19 protein-coding genes are annotated in these 18,182 nt (G+C 70.0%); 13 read left to right on the forward strand and 6 right to left on the reverse strand.

Annotated elements, in window-relative coordinates:
* Nucleotides 1–148 precede the first annotated feature (148 nt).
* Together Q0Z83_RS20165 and Q0Z83_RS20170 are read left to right on the forward strand one after the other, a co-directional pair.
* Nucleotides 149–796, forward strand: coding sequence for a class I SAM-dependent methyltransferase (locus Q0Z83_RS20165; RefSeq protein WP_317795505.1), 648 nt, complete (start codon nucleotides 149–151; stop codon nucleotides 794–796).
* Complete coding sequence (locus Q0Z83_RS20170; RefSeq protein WP_317795506.1) at nucleotides 786–1,268, forward strand: DinB family protein; 483 nt, start codon at nucleotides 786–788, stop codon at nucleotides 1,266–1,268. Before Q0Z83_RS20165 ends, Q0Z83_RS20170 begins: the two co-directional genes overlap by 11 nt.
* 64 nt (nucleotides 1,269–1,332) lie before the next feature.
* Here Q0Z83_RS20170 and Q0Z83_RS20175 read toward each other — a convergent pair whose 3' ends face one another.
* The gene (locus tag Q0Z83_RS20175; RefSeq protein ID WP_317795507.1) at nucleotides 1,333–2,811 is read right to left on the reverse strand and encodes an MFS transporter; all 1,479 of its coding nucleotides are present in this window, start codon (nucleotides 2,809–2,811) and stop codon (nucleotides 1,333–1,335) included.
* Nucleotides 2,812–2,853: 42 nt separating this feature from the next.
* On the opposite strand from Q0Z83_RS20175, the gene Q0Z83_RS20180 reads away from it, so the two are divergent.
* Complete coding sequence (locus Q0Z83_RS20180) at nucleotides 2,854–3,891, forward strand: helix-turn-helix transcriptional regulator (protein WP_317795508.1); 1,038 nt, start codon at nucleotides 2,854–2,856, stop codon at nucleotides 3,889–3,891.
* 37 nt (nucleotides 3,892–3,928) lie between these two features.
* Here the strand turns inward: Q0Z83_RS20180 and Q0Z83_RS20185 are convergent, their stop codons facing one another.
* On the reverse strand, nucleotides 3,929–4,486 hold the full coding sequence (locus tag Q0Z83_RS20185) for a hypothetical protein (protein WP_317795509.1): 558 nt from the start codon (nucleotides 4,484–4,486) through the stop codon (nucleotides 3,929–3,931).
* Between the two features lie 113 nt (nucleotides 4,487–4,599).
* On the opposite strand from Q0Z83_RS20185, the gene Q0Z83_RS20190 reads away from it, so the two are divergent.
* Complete coding sequence (locus tag Q0Z83_RS20190) at nucleotides 4,600–5,292, forward strand: response regulator transcription factor (RefSeq protein ID WP_317795510.1); 693 nt, start codon at nucleotides 4,600–4,602, stop codon at nucleotides 5,290–5,292.
* Nucleotides 5,292–7,073: a sensor histidine kinase gene (locus Q0Z83_RS20195; RefSeq protein WP_317795511.1), complete on the forward strand. Its 1,782-nt coding sequence runs from the start codon at nucleotides 5,292–5,294 to the stop codon at nucleotides 7,071–7,073. Before Q0Z83_RS20190 ends, Q0Z83_RS20195 begins: the two co-directional genes overlap by 1 nt.
* A 35-nt stretch (nucleotides 7,074–7,108) precedes the next feature.
* Here Q0Z83_RS20195 and Q0Z83_RS20200 read toward each other — a convergent pair whose 3' ends face one another.
* Genes Q0Z83_RS20200 through Q0Z83_RS20210 form a run of 3 tightly spaced genes read right to left on the reverse strand, consistent with a single transcriptional unit; the run spans nucleotide 7,109 to nucleotide 10,178 of the window.
* Nucleotides 7,109–8,314: an ABC transporter permease gene (locus Q0Z83_RS20200; RefSeq protein ID WP_317795512.1), complete on the reverse strand. Its 1,206-nt coding sequence runs from the start codon at nucleotides 8,312–8,314 to the stop codon at nucleotides 7,109–7,111.
* Nucleotides 8,311–8,970 carry an ABC transporter ATP-binding protein gene (locus Q0Z83_RS20205; protein ID WP_317795513.1) on the reverse strand — a complete coding sequence of 220 codons (660 nt, stop codon included), beginning with the start codon at nucleotides 8,968–8,970 and terminating at the stop codon, nucleotides 8,311–8,313. Before Q0Z83_RS20205 ends, Q0Z83_RS20200 begins: the two co-directional genes overlap by 4 nt.
* Complete coding sequence (locus tag Q0Z83_RS20210) at nucleotides 8,967–10,178, reverse strand: efflux RND transporter periplasmic adaptor subunit (RefSeq protein ID WP_317795514.1); 1,212 nt, start codon at nucleotides 10,176–10,178, stop codon at nucleotides 8,967–8,969. Before Q0Z83_RS20210 ends, Q0Z83_RS20205 begins: the two co-directional genes overlap by 4 nt.
* A gap of 269 nt (nucleotides 10,179–10,447) precedes the next feature.
* Here Q0Z83_RS20210 and Q0Z83_RS20215 point away from each other — a divergent pair, with 269 nt between their 5' ends.
* From Q0Z83_RS20215 to Q0Z83_RS20240, 6 genes are all read left to right on the forward strand, one after another.
* Nucleotides 10,448–11,644, forward strand: a complete 1,197-nt coding sequence (locus Q0Z83_RS20215) for an MFS transporter (RefSeq protein WP_317795515.1) — start codon at nucleotides 10,448–10,450, stop codon at nucleotides 11,642–11,644.
* A gap of 316 nt (nucleotides 11,645–11,960) precedes the next feature.
* The gene (locus Q0Z83_RS20220) at nucleotides 11,961–13,127 is read left to right on the forward strand and encodes a S8 family peptidase (RefSeq protein WP_317795516.1); all 1,167 of its coding nucleotides are present in this window, start codon (nucleotides 11,961–11,963) and stop codon (nucleotides 13,125–13,127) included.
* Nucleotides 13,128–13,312: 185 nt separating this feature from the next.
* Nucleotides 13,313–13,732, forward strand: coding sequence for a hypothetical protein (locus Q0Z83_RS20225; RefSeq protein ID WP_317795517.1), 420 nt, complete (start codon nucleotides 13,313–13,315; stop codon nucleotides 13,730–13,732).
* A 136-nt stretch (nucleotides 13,733–13,868) separates the two neighbouring features.
* Nucleotides 13,869–14,129, forward strand: coding sequence for a type B 50S ribosomal protein L31 (locus Q0Z83_RS20230; protein WP_317795518.1), 261 nt, complete (start codon nucleotides 13,869–13,871; stop codon nucleotides 14,127–14,129).
* 165 nt (nucleotides 14,130–14,294) lie between these two features.
* The gene (locus tag Q0Z83_RS20235) at nucleotides 14,295–15,533 is read left to right on the forward strand and encodes a GTP-binding protein (RefSeq protein ID WP_317795519.1); all 1,239 of its coding nucleotides are present in this window, start codon (nucleotides 14,295–14,297) and stop codon (nucleotides 15,531–15,533) included.
* Nucleotides 15,517–16,443: a GTP-binding protein gene (locus Q0Z83_RS20240; protein ID WP_317795520.1), complete on the forward strand. Its 927-nt coding sequence runs from the start codon at nucleotides 15,517–15,519 to the stop codon at nucleotides 16,441–16,443. Before Q0Z83_RS20235 ends, Q0Z83_RS20240 begins: the two co-directional genes overlap by 17 nt.
* A 125-nt stretch (nucleotides 16,444–16,568) precedes the next feature.
* Here Q0Z83_RS20240 and rpmF read toward each other — a convergent pair whose 3' ends face one another.
* The gene (rpmF, locus tag Q0Z83_RS20245; RefSeq protein WP_317795521.1) at nucleotides 16,569–16,745 is read right to left on the reverse strand and encodes a 50S ribosomal protein L32; all 177 of its coding nucleotides are present in this window, start codon (nucleotides 16,743–16,745) and stop codon (nucleotides 16,569–16,571) included.
* Between the two features lie 241 nt (nucleotides 16,746–16,986).
* Here rpmF and Q0Z83_RS20250 point away from each other — a divergent pair, with 241 nt between their 5' ends.
* Both Q0Z83_RS20250 and Q0Z83_RS20255 read left to right on the forward strand, forming a co-directional pair.
* Nucleotides 16,987–17,904, forward strand: coding sequence for a cation diffusion facilitator family transporter (locus tag Q0Z83_RS20250; protein WP_317795522.1), 918 nt, complete (start codon nucleotides 16,987–16,989; stop codon nucleotides 17,902–17,904).
* A complete protein-coding gene (locus Q0Z83_RS20255) occupies nucleotides 17,901–18,113 on the forward strand; it encodes a hypothetical protein (RefSeq protein ID WP_317795523.1) in 213 nt (70 codons plus the stop codon). Before Q0Z83_RS20250 ends, Q0Z83_RS20255 begins: the two co-directional genes overlap by 4 nt.
* Nucleotides 18,114–18,182 lie beyond the last annotated feature (69 nt).

Here is an 18,182-nt window from a genome sequence, read left to right on the forward strand (position 1 = left end):
ACGGGGCCGGACATGCTGAGGGCGGAGGTAAAACGATGCCCACAAGCACTGGAGTGCACGCCCTCGCGACCGCCGGCCTCACCACGAAGGAGAATCCCGAGTTCCTCACCGCTGAGCTGATGAGGCTCCTCGCGAGCGAGGCGGGCCGATGACCGAGGCAGTTCGACCCGAGACGTTCTGGGAGCAGCATTACCGAACCCGACACGACGGCGACGCCGCGCGCCCCAACAGGATCCTGACGGAAGTGGCCGCCACGTTGCCATGCGGCGACGCGCTCGATCTGGGGTGCGGGCTCGGCGGCGACACACTCTGGCTGGCCCGCCACGGATGGCAGGTCACGGCGGTGGACATCGCCGGCATCGCCGTCGAGCGGCTGCGGGCGCTCGCCCGGCGATCCGACCTACAGGACCGAGTGACCGTCGAACAGCACGACCTGGCCCGAACCTTCCCGACCGGGCACTTCGACCTGATCTCCGCGCACTACCTGCACACACCCTTCGCACTGGACCGCACGCGCGTGCTGCGGACCGCGGCGCACGCGCTACGTCCCGGCGGGCATCTGCTGATCGTCGACCACGGCTCGACCGCACCCTGGTCATGGAACCAGGACCCGGGCGCGCATCACCCCACGCCCGCCCAGATCGCAGCCCGACTCTGCCTCGACCCCGGCCGGTGGTCCGTCGTACGCGCCGACATGCCGCAACGCCGGGCCACCGGGCCGGGCGGGCAGACCGCCACCGTCGTCGACAACGTGCTGCTCATTCAACGACACGAGGGGACACCTGATGCCGCGTAAGGACACCGGACCCGCATGGACCGACCCCGGCGAGAAGGACACGCTCGTCGGCTTCCTCGATTACCTGCGCACCGCGCTCATCGACAAGGTCGCCGATGTGCCGGAGCCCGCCGTCCGCACTGCCGGCGTCGCCTCCGGCACCAACCTGCTCGGCCTGATCAAGCACGTCACGGCCGTCGAGCGGTTCTACTTCCTCGAAGAACCGATCACCGATATGCGCCGCACCTTCCGGCCCACGCGGGACGAGACCGTGCAGAGCCTGATCGCCGGATACCGGGCGACCATCGAGCAGGCCGACCGGGTCATCGGCGCTTGGACCGATCTGACCCGGCCCGCGCCCCGCCCGCCGGGTCGCGGCGCCCTGCCGCCGTCACAGCGGTGGGTGCTCGTTCACATGATCGAGGAGATCGGACGGCACGCCGGACACGCCGACATCCTCCGCGAACAGATCGACGGCGCAACCGGCCGGTGAACCAGTTCGTGAGGTGGTGGTCGAGTGCGGTCGACGCTGCCGCCGACCGCACTCGGGAGCACGCTCACGGTGCGGAAGTCTCCGGATCGGGCGCGGCGGTGGTGCGGGGCAGGGCGAGCATCGTGACCGCGGCCAGCAGGTAGGCGGCGACCTGCCAGGGCAGGACCTGGGCGAGGCCGTGGCCGTACAGCTGTGGGGCGCCCGCGGTCGGTGAGGTGTCGAGGGCGTTGAAGAACACGGTGCCCAGGACCGCGATCCCGGCCGCGCCGCCGATCTGTGTGACGGTGGACAGCACCCCGCCGGCGGCTCCGGCGTGCTGCCCTGGCACACCGGCCAACACGACGTTGACCAGGATCGGGGCGGCCAGTCCCAGGCCCAGGCCGCCGAGCAGCAGCGCACCGGCCAGCGGCCGGTAGCCGGGCGTGCCGCCGTCGCGGACCAGCAGCCACAGCAGCCCCTGGGATGCGGCGAGCGTCAGGGAGCCGGTGACCAGCAGGATCCGGCCTGCTTTCGCCGCGAGGGCCACCCCGGCGCCGGAGGTGAGCATCGAGCCGATGGCGTACGGCAGGATCACCAGACCGGTCTGCCACGCCGAACGGCCCGTGCCGGACTGCAGGTAGATCGACAGGACCAGGAAGAACGACGACAGGGCGCCGAAGAACAACACCGACGCGGCCAGCCCGGCGGTGAACGGGCGTACGGCCAGCAGCGCCGGATCGAGGATCGGCTGCCCACCCTCGGCCGCCACCCGCCGCTCCCAGGCGACGAAACCGACGAGCAGGACCAGGCCCCCGGCCAGCAGCACCCACCCCCACCAGGGCCGGCCCCAGTCGCGGCCCTGGACCAACGGCAGCAGCACCAGCACGACAGCGACCGCCGACAGCACCGCACCGGTGAGGTCCAGGCGGGCCCGTTCCGGCGCGGTGGACTCCGGCAGCACCCGGATGCCCAGTACCAGGGCGATCAACGCGACCGGAATGTTGATCCAGAAGACCGTGCGCCAGCCGAGGCCCCACAGGTCCGCGTCGACCAGGGCACCTCCGAGCAGCGGCCCGGCGACCGCGGCCAGGCCCTGCACCGCGCCGTAGGCCCCGAACGCCTTGGCCATCGCGGCCGGCGGGAACGACGACCGGATGATCCCGAAGACCTGTGGGACCAGGAACCCGCCCGCCAGTCCCTGTACCGCGCGTAGCGCGATCAGCGTCTCGGCGGTCGGGGCGAGCGCGCAGGCCGCGGACGCGACGGCGAAGCAGGTCAACGAGACGAGAAAAACCCGACGGCGGCCGTACGCGTCACCGATGCGCCCGCCGGTGATCAGGCCGGATCCGAGAGCCAGGGTGTAGGCGGCCACCGTCCACTGCAGTTGAGACTCACCGGCGCCCAAGTCGGCGGCGATGTCCGGGGCGGCGACCGTGACGATGGTGACGTCGAGTAGGTCCATGAACGAGGCGAACAGGACGACCAGCAGGGCGATCGAGGCCCGCCGGTCGCTGATCGCGGGCGGGTGGGACGCCGAGGTCGCGGCACGAGAACGTGTGGTCATGGCAGGCACCATGGCAACCATGGCGGTCACCGGCTGACCGCCATGTCTGCGATCGTGGATTTCGTGGCCGACACCTCCGCACGAATCCTGCGTCTGCTGTCGCTGCTCGAGGCACGCGTCGAGTGGCGCGGCAGTGAGCTCGCCGCCCGGCTGGACGTGTCGGCCCGGACCTTGCGACGCGATGTCGACACCCTCCGCGAGCTGGGCTATCCGGTCGACGCCGTGATGGGGGCCGGCGGCGGCTACCGGCTCGGTGCGGGCGGCCGGTTGCCGGCTCTGGTGCTCGACGACGACCAGGCGATCGCGATCGCGCTGGCGCTGCAGACGGCACCGGCGACGGTGTCCGGTATCGACGACGCCGTCGCCCGGGCGCTGACCACTCTGCGCCAGGTCATGCCGGCCCGGCTGCGGGCGGCGAGCGAGGCGTTCGAGGTCACCTCGCTGCGCAACTACTGGGAGTTCTCCGCCGCCCCGGTGGACGTGGCCACGCTGCGGACCGTGGGTGCGGCCATCCGTACCACCCGGGTGTTGTCGTTCGACTACCGCGACCCGGAGGGTGTCGTTCCCGATCCGGGCCGGCCGGGTTTCCGCCCGCCCCGCGAGGTGGAGCCGCATCACCTGGTCGTCTGGGCGGGCCGCTGGTATCTGATCGCCCGCGACCACCGCGACCGGTCCTGGCACACCTACCGGGTCGACCGGATCCTGCCTCGCACGCCGGGCGGCGGCGCGGTGTTCACCCCGCAGCCGCTCACCCGCGACGACCTGACCCGCCTGGTGGTTCAGAACCCGAACCGGGGTGACACGCCCGGGCAGTGGCAGTGTGTCGGGTCGGCCGTCCTCGATCTGCCCGCCGGTGTCGTCGCCCGCTGGGCGCCGGGCGGCTCCGTCGTCGAGCCGGTCGGCGAGGACCGGAGCCGGCTCACCGTCGGCGGCTGGTCCTGGGCCGGGATCGCGGGTCTGCTCATCACGTTCGACACCGCGCTCAGCGACGTCGAGCCCTCGCAGCTGCGCGACGTCATGGACCAGATCGGCCGGCGGCTGCGGGCGGCGACGTCGCCTGCCGACGCGGTGGACGGCTGACGGCGGCACCGACCCGCTTCTCGTCACTGATCAGCGATCAGCCGGAGAAGGCCTCCTTCTTGCACTGCATCATCTTCTCCGAGCCGGCGTCGCCGAGCGGCCCGATCTTGCCCAGGCCGAACTCGTTGGTGTCACGGTTCTCGATCCGCACGTCGTAACCCGCGTCCTTGGCGCACTGGTACCACTCGCGCATGTTGTCCTTGAACTCTGCCGGATCGGCGCGTTTCTGGTTGTCTTCGAACGCCTCGGGGTGCTTGGACTCGCAGGCTTCGAAGGTCTCCTTCTGGTTCGCCTCCACATCCGCCATGGTGATGCCCTTCTGCAGCATCAGTGTGGCCTGGCCCCGGTAGGACGGGCCGCCGTTGTCCACCAGGCAGTCCTCCCAGACGCGAGCCATGGCCTGGATTTCGGCGGCGGTGGCGTCGGCCGGGATCACGGGTCGGTCGGCCGCGGCTGCGGTGTCCGACGGTGCGGCCGTAGTGGACGGCCCGGTCTGCAGCGTGGCCACCCGCGAACCCGACTCGGTGTCGGCAGAACAGCCGGCGCTCAGCAGGACGAGCGCGGTGAACAGGGAGGCGATGACTTTCTTCGGCATGGGCGCAGCGTGGCAGAAGACCTTTAGATTCCTCTTAGGGTGCCGCCGAGCAGATGTTAAGGAACCTGTTAGATCTGCGCAGGAAACGGTGCGGGCCACTTATAGTCGTCGCCGTGCAAGCGTATCTACTGGTCGCCGAAGACGACCCGGCCCAGGCCGAGGGCCTGCGGCGATATCTGGTCGCCGAGGGGCATGAGGTGCTGGTGGTACACGACGGGCGGGCCGCGTTGGAACAATTCCGTCGCCGGAAACCCGACCTGCTGGTTCTGGATCTGATGATGCCCGGCGTGGACGGGCTGACCGTGTGCCGCACTCTGCGAAGGGAAACGGAAACCCCGATCCTGATGCTCACCGCGCGTTCCGACGAGCACGATCTGCTCACCGGACTCGACGGTGGTGCCGACGACTATTTGACGAAACCATTCTCGCCCCGGGAATTGCTCGCCCGGGTCCGGGCCCTGCTGCGTCGCGGCCGCGCCCACGACACCACCGGCTCCGGTCTGCTGAGCGTCGGCACGCTCGGCGTCGACGTCCACCGCCATGTGGTGCACGACGACGGGCGCCCGGTCGAATGCACTCCCGGCGAGTTCGCGATCCTGGCCGCCATGGCGGCCCAACCCGACCGGGTCTTCACCCGCGCGCAGCTACTGACCCACACCAACGGCGCGGAACGTGACTCGATCGAGCGCAGCATCGACGTACACGTCCTCAACCTGCGCCGCAAGATCGAACCCGATCCGCGGCGGCCGTCGCGTCTGCTGACCGTCTACGGCGTCGGCTACAAACTGACCGCGGGAACACCCTGATGGATGTGCCCCGGGTGCCGCTGCATCGCAGCCTCATCTTCCGGTTGCTGGCGGCCTCACTGACGATCGCCACCGTCGCGGTCGTCGCCACCGCCTGGCTCGCCACGCAGGCCGCCTCGCAGACCATCCAGAAACAGATCGGGCAGTCGCTGAGCGACGACAAGAACGTCTACGACGAGCTTCTCGCCCACGCCGCCACCCACCAGGACTGGTCCGGGGTGTCGCCGCTGCTCACCACTCTCGCGGCGAAGATCCAGCGGCGCATCACGCTGACGACCGACACCCTTCGGGTCATCGCCGATTCGGCACCGGGGCCGTCGCTGGCCGACGCCCGGCCGTCGGCGACCGTCGACGCGCTGGCGGTGGATGCCGCGCTCACCGGCCGCACGAACCGGATCGACTACCGCATCGTCGGCCCGTACCGGCTCACCGCCGCCGAGCAGCGCAGCATTCGCGAGCAGCTGACGACGGCGTTGGACTGCCTGCACGACGGGGGCGCCGAGGGTCGGATCGTCAGCGGCCACTTCGGCCGGCCGAAGGTGGCCGTCACGGAGTTGGGCAAGTTGGACTCCCTGTGCGAGTTGGTCCCGTCGACGGCGAAGAGTGAACAGCGGCCGCTTGCGCAGCTGCGGAGACTCGTCGCCGCGTGTGCGGGCGAGAAGGACCCCGAGCAGGTCTCCATCGCTGCGGACCTGACGATCAGGATCGTCGATCCGCAGACGTTCCAGAGTGATCCCGCCCGGGAGGCCGAGGCCACCGCCTGCCTCGACGGTTCCCTGCGTACGCAACTCGACCCGTATGTGGCACCACCCGCGCTGCTGTTCGTCACCGACCCCGCCGATCCGACCTCCGGACAGGTGTTTCCGCTGTCGCGGCGGAATCTGATCCGGACCGGCACCGTCACCGCCGTGGTGCTGGCTCTCGCCGTGGTCGTGACGGTCCTGGTCGGTCGCCGTCTGACCCGGCCCCTGCGGGCGCTGACCGAAGCCGCCCGCCGACCCGACGGCCATCCACGAGTCAAGGTCACCGGCCGCGACGAGATCGGCTACCTCGCCGCCGCCCTGGACGAGCTGGCCGAGCGCCGCGAGCAGTCCGAGCAGCAGCGCCGCGCCATGGTCAGCGACGTGGCCCACGAACTGCGTAATCCGCTGACCAACATCAAGACGTGGCTCGAGGCCGTACACGACGGGCTCGCCACGGTCGACGGGCCGGTGCTGACGCTCCTGCAGGAGCAGACCGCGCAGCTGCAGCACATCGTTGACGACCTGCGTGACCTCGCCGCCGCCGACGCCGGGACCTTCCGCATGCACCCGGAGGCGACCTTCGTCAACGACGTCGCCGCGCAGGTCGTCGACGCCCACCGTCCGAACGCCGCGACGGCCCGGGTGGGTCTGGCGACCGAGTTCGACGACGACCCCGAACTGCTGGTGGATCCGGTACGGGTGAGGCAGCTGATCGGCAACCTGCTCTCCAACGCCATCCGGCACACCCCACCCGGGGGCACCGTGACCGTCCGGACCAGCACCGGCGACGACCGGTTCGTCCTCGCGGTCGCCGACACCGGTGTCGGCATCGATCCGGGCGACCTGCCCAAGATCTTCGAGCGATTCTGGCGTACGGACCAGTCCCGCACCCGCCACACCGGCGGCAGTGGCCTCGGTCTTTCGATCGCCCGCCAGATCGCCGACGCTCACGGTGGTGAGATCACCGTGAGCAGCGAGGTCGGCGTGGGCACCACCGTCACGGTCAGCCTACCCGCGAGCCACGCCCCGACCGGATGACGCCCGCAGCACCGAACCGGACGGGACCGGTTCGCCTACAACGACAACGCCTCCGTGGGCGGAAGGAGTGCGGCCCGCGCCGACGGGTAGACGCCGGCCAGCACACCGACGACGACCGCACCGCCCAGCCCGGCCACCGTCGACCACACCGGGATCACCAGCGGCCAGTCGTGCTGGGCCGCGTACCCGACGGTGGCGAGAGCACCCAGCAGCGTGCCGGCCGCGCCGCCCAGCGAGGCCAGGGCCACCGCCTCGGTCAGGAACTGCCCGCGGATCTGCCCTCTGGTCGCGCCGAGCGCCCGGCGCAGGCCGATCTCGCCCCGGCGTTCGAGTACCGAGATCACCATGGTGTTGGCCACGCCGATGCCACCGACCAGCAGGGCCACCCCGGCCAGACCCAGGAACAGCGACGAGAAGGCGCTCTCGGTGGCGCGCTTGGCCGCCAGCGCGTCCGACGGGCGGCTGACCGTCACGCCGGCCGGGTCCTGTGGGCTGACGGTCGACGCCAGCACCGCCCGTACCTGCTCGATCGACGGTTCGTCACTCTGCACGTACAGGACGGTGGGGTGGCCGTCGAAGCCTAGTTCGGTCTGCGCCGTATTCCAGCCGACCAGTACCGACCGGTCGATCTCCGGGAGCAGCGGCACGCCGGCGAGGATGCCGACCACGGTGAACCAGCGGTCGCCGATCATCAGTTGCTGGCCGGGTCCCGTGACGCCGAGCCGGGCGGCCGAGACGGAACCGAGCACCGCGGTCGGGAACTGCGCGGTCGCCTCGTTCAGCCACTGTCCCTGTTGCACCCGGGCGTTGATGGCGGGCAGCAGATCGAGCCGGCCGGCCAACACGGTCAGGCCCGATCCGTCGCGCGGGTCGGTGCGGTCGGAACGACGTACGACGGTATGGGTGTTGGCGACCGCGCTGGCTTTGCGCACCGGGCCGATCCGCTGGACCATGCCGACCGATTCGGGAGGCAACAGCACCGGTGGCTGAGCATCGGGTTGGGTTCGTACTTCGAGCATGTTGGTGCCGAGAGCGGACAGCTCACGCATCAGGGCAGCCTGGCTGGACGCCGGAATGCCGGTGACGACGATCATCGTGGCGATCCCGATCGCGATGCCCAACGCGGAGAGCGCTGCTCGCGCTTTGCGAGTGCGGAGACCGAGCAGGCCCAGGCTGAGTAGGTCGAGCGGGGCGAGCCGGACCGGCCGGGCGGCGGCGGACGCGGCGGTGTCGGTTCTCATGCCACCCTCCGCCCATCTCTGATCTCGACCTGCCGGGGCAGGGCGGCCGCGATGTCGCGGTCGTGGGTGATGACCGCGATCGTCGTGCCCTCGTGGTGCAGCCGATAGAGCAGTTCCAGCACCGACTGCCCGGTTCGGGTGTCGAGCGCGCCGGTCGGCTCGTCCGCGAGCAGAAGCGCCGGGTTGTGCACCAGGGCGCGGGCGATGGCGACGCGTTGCCGTTCACCACCGGAGAGTTGGTGCGGAAGATGGGCGATGCGGTGCGCCAGACCGACGCGTTCGAGCGCTTCGAGGGCGAGTGGTCGCCGTCGGCGCCGGGCCACTCCCGCGTAGAGCAGGCCGGTCGCGACGTTCTCGCCGGCGGTGAGCCCGGCCGTGAGGTGGAACTGCTGGAACACGAAACCCAGCCAGCGGCCGCGCAGTGCGGACAGGCGACGGTCGGACAGCCCGGCGATGTCCAGTCCGCCCAGCTGGACGGTGCCGGCCGTCGGACGGGCCAGGGTGCCCATGATGTTCAGCAGCGTCGACTTGCCGGAGCCGGACGGCCCGACGATGGCCAGCATCTCACCCTCGTCGATGTCCACCGAGACGTTGTCGAGGGCGGTCACCCCGCCCGGGTAGCGCATCGACACGTCGCGTACCGAAAGGACCGTCATGAGGTGGTCACCACCTCGACGCCCTCGTCGATCCCGTCGCCGGTCACCTCGACCAGGCCCTTGGCGAACAGTCCGGTTTCGACGCCGACCAGCTTTCCACCGGCGAGCTGGACGCCGTAGCCGCCCTCGCTGAGCGCGACCAGGGCACCCACCGGCACCGCCAGGACGTCCTCTCGCGTCTCGCCGGCGAGGTCGACCTGCACCGCCGACTGTTCGATCCCGCCCAGGACCTTCGTGCTGTCGAGGGTGACGGTCACCGATCGCCTGGGCTCGGCCGGTTCGGTGCCGCTCTCGTCGGCCGGCTGCACCTGAGCGCTGACGGCTGACACCTCACCGCGCACCGACGTGTCGCCCGGCAGCCGGACGGTGACCTTGTCGCCCGCGCGGATCGTGCCCGCCTCCGACACCGTGGCCTCCGCGGTGACCACCCTGACCGTCGAGGTCACCGTCAGCAACGGTGTGGCGGCGCTGTCGCCCTTCACGGCCATGACCGATTCGATCCGCACACCGCCGGACAGCACCACGACGTCCCCCACGCCGATCGTCCCGGTCACGGGCAGGCCCGTGTCCCGCTGCCACCGTTTGAGGGCCGAGATCAGCCCTGCCGTCATCGCTGCTTGACCCCGCTGTACGGTGGCCCGCTCGATCCTGGTCCGCGGCGCGCTCTCGGCACCGGTCGCCGCATCGTCGTCCCCGGCCGCAGGTTCCGGTGCCGCCTCCACCGGCAGCGGCACCGTACGGGTGACGGTCTCCCCAACCTTCGGTTGGCGGCCGATCGGGTAGCCCAGAGCCTTCAGATTGGAGGCGACGATATTCACGTCGCGGCCCACCATTCCCCTGTCAAGGGTGCGATAGAGCGGCATCGCGCCGTAGAACAGCGGCACCGGCTGGTCGTCGGCCCGGAAAAGCTGTTCACCCCGATCGACCGAGGCACCGGTACGCGGCAGCCAGGTGATGACGCCCTCCTTACCGCCTTTGATCGGCTGCGCACGGCCGAAGCCGAGAGTGCCGGTCAGTGAGCGAGTGACGATGAGATCGGTCCGGATGACCGCCTCGGTCTGGGCGGCGACCGATTCGCCGGTCGACGGCTCCGGTCCGTCCCGGCGCGTCATCCAGAGAACGCCGCCGGCGACGATTGCCAGAACGAGGACCGACGCGACGACCCACCTACGGATCCGGCGCGACGTCGAGGGTTGATCGGATTTCACGACCGCGATCATGCCGAATGCTTTTTAGAAGCCGGTTAGCGTCGTCCGGCCCCTTCTGTGCGCCGGCGACAGCGCAGCCGCGCGACGCCGCCACCCGACTTCGATAGACTCCCGACCGCCGGATCCTTCGGCAGTCCCCGAGACGAAGGGATGGGTGAATGCTTCTCACCATGGTCACGGTCGCTCTCTCGCCCGAGGAGCAGGCCGCGTAACACGCTGCCCGGCCGGCTCCTCGCCATCGATGGTCTTCCTGGCTTGAGGAGCTTGTTTTGCGTGCCCTTCTTTCCGCGCGAATCGGCGCGGACTTCAACCGTCTCTGGACCGCGTCCGCGATCTCGAACATCGGCGACGGCGTCACCATGGCCGCCGGTCCGCTGCTGGTCGCCTCGATCAGCGACAACCCGTCCCTTGTCGCCGGCGCTGTCTTCGCCCAGCAACTGCCGTGCCTGCTGATCGGCCTGATCAGCGGCGCGTGGGTGGACCGTGTCGACCGGCGGACCACCGTCGTGGTGGTCGATCTCCTGCGGGCGGCCGCCCTGGCCGTTCTGACCGTCACGATCACCGCCGACACGGTCACCATCCCGATCGTCTACCTGGTGGTGTTCCTGCTCGGGGTCGGCGAGACACTGGCCGACAACGCGATGGGCGCCATGATCCCCGCGATCGTCGCGCCCGAACACCTGGCCGCCGCCAACGCACGGCTCGGCGCCACCTTCAGCATCGGTAACCAGTTCCTCGCGAAACCACTGGGTACCTGGCTGTTCGTGATCTCCGCGGCGCTGCCGTTCGGGCTGGACGCATTGACCTTCGCCGCGTGCGCCGCGCTGATCGCGGGCGTCCGCCCGGTCCCACCGTCGCAGAACCACGAACGGACCTCGCTGCGCCGGGAGATCGGCGCCGGCATCCGCTGGCTGTGGGACCACCGCCTGCTGCGGACCACGGCGATCACCATGGGCGTGGGCAACATCGCGTTCTGCGCGGCGTTCGCCGTGTTCGTCGTCTACTGCCGCGACCGTCTCGGCCTATCCGAGGTCGGCTACGGCGTCCTGCTCACCGCCTTCGCCGCAGGTGGACTGCTCGGCGCGGGGGTCGCGGCCCGTCTGAGCCGCCGCTTCGGCAATCCCACTCTGCTGCGCGCCGGACTGATCATCGAGGTGGGGGTCCACCTGACGCTGGCGGTGACCACCTCACCGTGGACGGCCGCCGCGGTCCTGACGGTCTTCAGCGTCCATACCATGGTGTGGGGCGTGATCACCGCGACGATCGGCCAGCGGACGGTCCCCGACCATTTCCGTGGTCGTGTGTCCAGCGTCTACTTCCTGCTGCAGACCGGCGGGGCGGCGCTGGGGTCCCTGCTCGGTGGCATCCTCGCGGGCGTGTGGTCGATCACCACACCATTCTGGATCGCCGCCGTCGCGATGGTGTTGATCACCGTGTGCGCCTGGCGCCCGCTCGGCGAAGCCTGATCGGGTTCCTGAGGTACGGCTTGTCCCGCGTGGCCGTACCTCAGGAACCGCTTCGGATTTGATCGGGGTCGCCCGCGGCAGACACCGGCCCGGCCTGCCGCGGTGATGGTGTCGGTGGTCCACGGCCATCGTGATGAGCCGGTACGCCCGGGGCCCGTCGACGCCGGCCCCTAACGGGTCTCGACCTCGCCCCGCCGACACAGACCAGTCGAACCTTTTGTACCTTTTGTAGCAACTAACCCGATTCCGGGATTGCCCAGTCGTATCCGAAAACAGGCGAGGACAAGTCATGGCTAAATACACGATCTTGCGCGATATGAGCCGACAGAACATGGCGGGCCCGTTCGAGGCCGAGATCTCCGAGCGGGAGGGCGCCGTGCCCAGCAGCGCCAGGATCGAGGTCGAGTCGCTGGACAAGCAGGACGTCCGCACACTCGCTCGCGATCCGCAGGTGCGGGCCATCGCGCCGGTCATGCCGATCACACTGATCCGGCCGGTGGACGTGGAGGGCGCCCAGCCGGAAGCCGCCGCGGCCGGCCCGACCTGGGGCGTCAAGGCGGTCGGCGCCGACGTCTCGGCCCGCACCGGCGCGGGGGTCACGGTGTGTGTCCTGGACACCGGGATCGACACCGGGCACCAGGCGTTCAGCGGGGTCACGCTGGTGCAGAAGGACTTCACCGGGTCCGGCAACGGCGACAAGGAAGGCCACGGCACCCACTGCGCGGGCACGATCTTCGGACGCGACGTCGACGACACCCGGATCGGCGTGGCGCGCGGGGTCACCAGGGCGCTCATCGGCAAGGTCCTGGGCGACGACGGCAGCGGCAGCACCGACGCGATCCTCAGCGGCCTCCACTGGGCGGCGGTCGAGCAGAGCGCCCACGTCATCTCGATGTCGATCGGGATCGACCTTCCCGGTTTCGTACGGCGGCAGGTGGAAGCCGGCATGCCGGCGGATCTGGCGACCTCGGCCGCACTGCAGGCGTATCGGGCGAACGTGCGGGCCTTCGACGCGTTGATGGCGATGATCCGCAGCCGCGAGGTGTTCGAGAACGGCAGCGTGATCGTCGCGGCGGCCGGAAACGCCAGCCGCCGGCAGGTGAATCCGAACTTCGAGATCGGCGTCGAGATGCCGGCCGCTGCGGACGGCGTGATCTCGGTGGCCGCCCTGCAGCAACCGGCCAGGGCCCTGCAGGTCGCCCCCTTCTCCAACACGTTCGCGAACATCAGCGCCCCCGGTGTCGGCGTCATCTCCGCCCGGCTCGGCGGCGGCCTGATCAGCCACAACGGCACGAGTATGGCCGCACCGCACGTCGCCGGCATCGCCGCACTGTGGTGGGAGCAGATCCTCACCACCGCGGTGCCCGCCACCACGACTCGCGCCGCGGTGGTCGCCAAGCTGCTGTCCAACGCGACGACGAACGCCTTCGCGCCGGGTGTCGACCCGGCCGACCGCGGGGTGGGCCTGGTCCAGGCCCCGTAGTCCGCCGGAGCCGTCGCCCGGCGAACCGCGGGCCGGTTCGGTCGTGCGGTGCGGGCGGTTCCGCGTCGGTGTCGCTTTCCGAAGTCGTCTGCACAGGTAGGTGAGGTGCCGGATCCCGCCATACAGCGCGGGATCCGGCACCCCGACGACTTTACAATGAAAACCGTTTCCAACAAGATGTTGGTGTGAGCGCGAACCCGATCACCGACACCCTGCCCGTCACCGTGCCGCCCAGCCTCTCCCCCGACGCCGTCCATGCGATCGCCCAAGCGCTGCCGCTCGCGAACCGGCACGACCTCACCGCCATCCGCGACGGTGTGCTGCGGCACTCGGCCGCCGAGCTGATCGAGGACGCCACCACCGAGCCGGCGCACGGCCGCGCCTCCTGCACCCCGCGCGAGGACGTGCCGCCCACCCCGATACGCCTCGCCGTGGAGCCCGCCTCCGAGCACTGCATCGTCGACGCCACCCCGGTCACCGCCGCGATCCGACTCGACTCCTACGCCACCGTCGTCGACGCCCTGGAGCTCAACCGCGTCGGCACCCCGGTCCACCGGCTCGAGCCCTGGTCGATCCAGGTGACCGGCACACCCTTCACGCCCTGATCGGCCTGCACCTCGACCACACCGCCATCACCGAACCGCTCCACGGCCGCCTGCCCACCGACCCCCAACTCGCCGACGCCTTCGACGCCTGGCGTCGCCCGCCGACCGACGACATCACCACCGAGGAGAACCCACCGTGAAACCCGGCATCCACCCCGACTACCACCCCGTCGTCTACCGCGACCGCAGCGCGGGCTTCGCCTTCCTCACCCGGTCCACCGCCACCAGCGACAAGACCGTCGAATGGGAGGACGGCAACACCTACCCGGTGATCGACGTGGAGATCTCCGCAGCCAGCCACCCGTTCTGGACGGGCCGGAAGCGGCTGCTCGACACCGCCGGCCGGGTGGAGAGGTTCCGCGCCAAGTACGCCCGCAAGGCCGACCGCCGGCTCTGATCTACACGCCCGGGCATGGGGCATCCCTCACTTTACAATGAAAACCGTTTCCAAAATGCGGATCAGCTCTCAGTTCCGGCAGAAGAAGGACCTCCACATGGCAGTCGCGAAGCGGCACACCTCGCACACCGACACCCGACGACTCCACCCCCGCAACGGACAGCGATGAGCGCCACGACCACACCCGCACGCCTGCCGGTCACCGTCCTGTCCGGATTCCTCGGCGCCGGCAAGACCACCCTGCTCAACCACGTGCTCGCCAACCGCGACGGACTGCGCGTCGCGGTCATCGTCAACGACATGAGCGAGATCAACATCGACGGAGCCCTGGTACGCGACGGCGGAACCCTGTCGCGCACCGAGGAACGCCTCATCGAGATGACCAACGGCTGCATCTGCTGCACACTGCGCGACGACCTGCTCGGCGAGGTGGCCGACCTCGCCCGGCAGGGCCGCTTCGACTACCTGCTCATCGAGTCCAGCGGCATCTCCGAACCGCTGCCAGTCGCCGCCACGTTCGCGTTCGGCATCGACGAGCACGACCGGGTGCTGGCCGACATCGCCCGGCTCGACACCATGGTCACCGTCGTCGACGCACCGCACCTCATCGCGCAGATCAACGCCGGGGAGACCCTCGAGGGGCGCGGCCTGGCGGCCTTCGAGGACGACGATCGTACGATCGCGGATCTGCTCGTCGATCAGCTGGAATTCGCCGACGTCGTCGTGATCAACAAGACCGACCTGGTCACCGCCGGTGAACTCGCCCAAGTGCAGGCACTGGTGACCCGACTCAACCCGCGCGCCCGGCAGATCCGCTCGACGTTCGGCCGGGTCTCCCCCACCGACCTGCTCGACACCGGCAGCTTCGACATGGACGCCGCCGAGACGGCACCCGGCTGGGTCGCCGAACTCAACGGCGAACACATCCCCGAAACCATCGAGTACGGCATCGACAGCCTGCTGTTCCGCGCCCCCGAGCCCTTTCATCCGCAGCGACTGTGGGATTTCCTCGATCACGCGGTCACCGGGTACGGCGTACTGCGCTCCAAGGGTTTCCTCTGGCTCGCCACCCGTCCCGGCATGATCGGGTTGTGGTCGCAGGCGGGTCCCCACGGCCGCTGCGACCCCGCCGGCGTGCCGGTCGCCGTGTCCGGTGAATGGCCCGCCGACGAGGACGAACGCGCCGACCTGGAGCAGCACTGGCATCCGACCTTCGGCGACCGTCGGCAGGAACTGGTCTTCATCGGCGTCCGACTGCCCACCGACGAGCTGCACGAAGGCCTGCTCGGCTGCCTGCTGACCGCCGAGGAACTGGCCGCGGGCGAGGACGTCTGGCGCACCTGGCCGGACCCGTTCCCCGCATGGTCTCTCGACGAGGTGCAACCCCATGTCCACCAGCACTGACATGGTGTTCTGCGGGTTCTGGCCGCACGCCGTCGCCGAGGTGGCGGGCCGATTCGCCGTACTGCCGGAGACGGCCGAGCCGGATCAGATCCGCACCGCGGGCCGGCCGAACCCGCCCGTCGTCACGGTCGTACCCGCCGACCTGCTGCTCGACGGCCTGACCGACGAACGGTCGTTGCGGGACGTGGGACTGCACCGCGACGACGCCGACGAGCGCGGGATCGGTGATCTGATCGCCCGGCAGATCGAACAGGCCGACGCCGTCCTGTTGACCGGAGACCTCGACGACGACTGGGAGACCGAGCAGCTACGGGTGCTGCTGCGCCGGCTCGCGCCGTGGGCCGCGCACCCGCTTCCCGGCGACTCGCTGACCTCGGTCACCGGCAGCACGGAGCCGGTCGAGGCGACCTGCCGCGGGCTGCGCGGACACGCTGTCGGCGTCCACGAGCCACTGCCCGCGCACGGGGTGAGCGCCTGCATCTTCCGGGCCCGCCGCCCGCTGCATCCCGGCCGACTGCACGACGCACTCGACGACATCACCGCCGGCGTGCTCCGCTCACGCGGGCACTTCTGGCTCGCCAGCCGCCCCGACCTGGTCATGATCTGGGAGTCGGCGGGCGACCTCGGCATCGGGCCGCACAGTGGCTGGCTGGACCAGCTGCCCGCCGAGCACTGGGACGAAGTCGACGCCGAACGCCGGTTGGCCGCGGCCCTGGACTGGGACCCGTACTACGGCGACCGGCACCATCATCTGTCCTTCACCGGCATCGACCTGGACCCGGTGCGCCTCCATCGTCTTCTCGACGGTTGCCTGCTCACCGACGACGAGCTGTCGCGCGGCGAGCGGCACTGGCGCACCCTGCCGGACCCGTTCCGGCGGGCCTACCCCTCGGTGGCGGCGGACGTCTGATCGGCCGCGCCCGCAGGCAACAGCGCTTCGCTGAGCAGTGCGCAGGCGTCGACCCGCCGCTGCTGCGACGCACCCACCGTCGGTGAGCGCGTCGCGGCAGTGGCCGAGCCGGCCTCGGCGACGACTCAGTGCAAGGTGCTCAGGTCGATGTATCCGCGCTCGACCGCACGAACGAGACGACGGGGAACCTGATAGACGACGCCACCGACGTGGAGGGGCACCAGGTCGATCGGCGCGGCCTTCCAGTTCGAACGGCGATGGCGGGTGTTGCTGCGTGAGGTCCGCCGCTTGGGGACAGCCATGTGCGACTCCTTCGAGGAGGTTGGTCGCGGTCAGGAAGCCGTGCTTCACGCCGGCCCCCATAAACCGCTTAACGATAACGGTTTTCATTATATATACGGCCGGTCCCGCGTGAACCACCGCCACGCAAGGCGGCGTCCACGTCGACGGAACGGACAATTCGCACCTATGTGTGGTAGGCGGAACGGTGGCAATGTCTGCATAGTTCGGCGCCGGCCCCGCCGACGGCGGAAAGCTGGGCACATGGGAGCCGGACACAACCACGGGACTCATGCCTTCTTCGACAACAGCGGCGAACATCAGCGCCGCCTCTGGAGCGTGGCCGTCCTTCTGACGGTCTTCATGCTCGCCGAGACGGCCGCCGCGGTGACCACCGGATCACTCGCCCTGCTCTCCGACGCAGGCCACATGTTCACCGACGTGCTGGCGATCGCGATGACGTTGACGGCGATCACGGCCGCACGCCGGGCCGGCACCGACTCCGGGCGCACCTACGGCCTCTATCGGCTGGAGGTGCTCGCGGCGCTGGCCAACGCCGCCCTGCTCACCGGAGTCGCCGGCTTCGTGCTGGTGCAGGCGGCACGCCGGTTCACCGACCCACCGCACGTACCGGCCGGGTGGATGCTGCTGGTCGCGGTCGGCGGACTCGTCGCGAATCTCGCCGCCTTCGCCCTCCTACGGTCCGGAGCCCGGGAGAACATCGGCGTACGGGGCGCGTATCTGGAAGTGCTCGGAGACCTCATCGGCTCCGCCGGGGTGATCCTGGCAGCGGTGATCATCGGCGTCACCGGCTGGACGTACGCGGATCCCATCGTCGCCGTCCTGGTCGCCCTGATGATCCTGCCCCGAACCTTCGCATTGGGCCGATCAGCGATCCGCATCCTGGTACAGGCCGCGCCGGAGCATGTGGACATGGCCGAGGTCCGGGAGCGGCTGGCAGCCGTGCCGGGTGTCCGTGACGTCCACAATCTGCACGTCTGGACGCTCACCGAGGGCATGGATGTGGCGTCGGCACACCTGAGCCTGGACCCGAGAGCCGAGCTGAGCACGGTTCTCTCGACGGCCCGGGAGGCTTTGCACGAGGGTTTCCACATCGACCATGCCACGCTCCAGCTGGAACCGGCCGGGGAACAAGGCCACTGCACACCGACCAGCTGGTGAATGCGGCGCCCGGCTTCCGGCCGAGAGCCCGGAACGGTCCGTCGGCGCACACCTCGACGCCGCGCGGCCACGAACTCGCCGAGCAGGCGCACGGGGTCGACGCCCTGCTCGCCGAAATCCAGCACGCCGACGCCGGCCGCCACAACGACGACACCGCTGTCCTGTACCTACGCTGGCCTACCGATCGGCCGGCACTCAACCGACACTGACGCAGGCGATGGTTGTCCCTGGAGATCACAGTACCGTCCACGCCCTCATCGACCAGTTGCGGCTGCTGG

Source organism: Actinoplanes sichuanensis, from assembly GCF_033097365.1.
Classification (GTDB): Bacteria; Actinomycetota; Actinomycetes; order Mycobacteriales; family Micromonosporaceae; genus Actinoplanes; species Actinoplanes sichuanensis.

Excerpts from the sequence above, each read along its gene's own strand:
- Q0Z83_RS20185 (WP_317795509.1), bottom strand. The coding sequence starts at position 4,486 with ATGCCGAAGAAAGTCATCGCCTCCCTGTTCACCGCGCTCGTCCTGCTG.
- Q0Z83_RS20220 (WP_317795516.1), top strand. The coding sequence starts at position 11,961 with ATGAGCCGACAGAACATGGCGGGCCCGTTCGAGGCCGAGATCTCCGAG.
- Q0Z83_RS20165 (WP_317795505.1), top strand. The coding sequence starts at position 149 with ATGACCGAGGCAGTTCGACCCGAGACGTTCTGGGAGCAGCATTACCGA.
- Q0Z83_RS20250 (WP_317795522.1), top strand. The coding sequence starts at position 16,987 with ATGGGAGCCGGACACAACCACGGGACTCATGCCTTCTTCGACAACAGC.
- Q0Z83_RS20180 (WP_317795508.1), top strand. The coding sequence starts at position 2,854 with ATGTCTGCGATCGTGGATTTCGTGGCCGACACCTCCGCACGAATCCTG.
- Q0Z83_RS20200 (WP_317795512.1), bottom strand. The coding sequence starts at position 8,314 with ATGAGAACCGACACCGCCGCGTCCGCCGCCGCCCGGCCGGTCCGGCTC.
- Q0Z83_RS20235 (WP_317795519.1), top strand. The coding sequence starts at position 14,295 with ATGAGCGCCACGACCACACCCGCACGCCTGCCGGTCACCGTCCTGTCC.
- Q0Z83_RS20240 (WP_317795520.1), top strand. The coding sequence starts at position 15,517 with ATGTCCACCAGCACTGACATGGTGTTCTGCGGGTTCTGGCCGCACGCC.
- Q0Z83_RS20195 (WP_317795511.1), top strand. The coding sequence starts at position 5,292 with ATGGATGTGCCCCGGGTGCCGCTGCATCGCAGCCTCATCTTCCGGTTG.
- Q0Z83_RS20205 (WP_317795513.1), bottom strand. The coding sequence starts at position 8,970 with ATGACGGTCCTTTCGGTACGCGACGTGTCGATGCGCTACCCGGGCGGG.
- Q0Z83_RS20175 (WP_317795507.1), bottom strand. The coding sequence starts at position 2,811 with ATGACCACACGTTCTCGTGCCGCGACCTCGGCGTCCCACCCGCCCGCG.
- rpmF (WP_317795521.1), bottom strand. The coding sequence starts at position 16,745 with ATGGCTGTCCCCAAGCGGCGGACCTCACGCAGCAACACCCGCCATCGC.
- Q0Z83_RS20170 (WP_317795506.1), top strand. The coding sequence starts at position 786 with ATGCCGCGTAAGGACACCGGACCCGCATGGACCGACCCCGGCGAGAAG.